The sequence below is a fragment of the Pseudomonas sp. AC463 genome (assembly GCF_979253585.1).
This window is the reverse complement of the sequence record NZ_CEEDDZ010000819.1, coordinates 1-257: the sequence shown is the minus strand read 5'-3', so window position 1 is coordinate 257 and position 257 is coordinate 1. Positions and strand designations below refer to the sequence as shown.

The 257-nt window shown below is 66.5% G+C and carries 1 protein-coding gene; it reads left to right on the top strand.

Annotated elements, in window-relative coordinates; genetic code table 11:
- Nucleotides 1–257 (top strand): phosphoenolpyruvate-utilizing N-terminal domain-containing protein (locus AC0IYH_RS32505; protein WP_471838470.1); only part of this gene is annotated, 257 nt, incomplete at both ends.

The following is a 257-nucleotide window of genomic DNA, read 5'->3' as shown; positions in this document are numbered from 1 at the left end:
CCGCAATCGACCGCCGCCGTCCGCATTCCGGGGCAGAAGCTGGTCGAGGGCATGGCGTCGGGTGCCGCCGTCTTCCACCAGCCGCGCATCGTCGTCGAACATACCGTCGCCGAGGACACCGATGCGGAGCGGCACCGCGTCTACGCCGCGTGCGACATGATGCGCGAACTGATCGACCGCATCGCGCGCGAGGCGGAGTTCGGCGTCGGCGGCGAGCATATTGAGGTCATCGAGACCTACAAGATGTTCGCCTATGA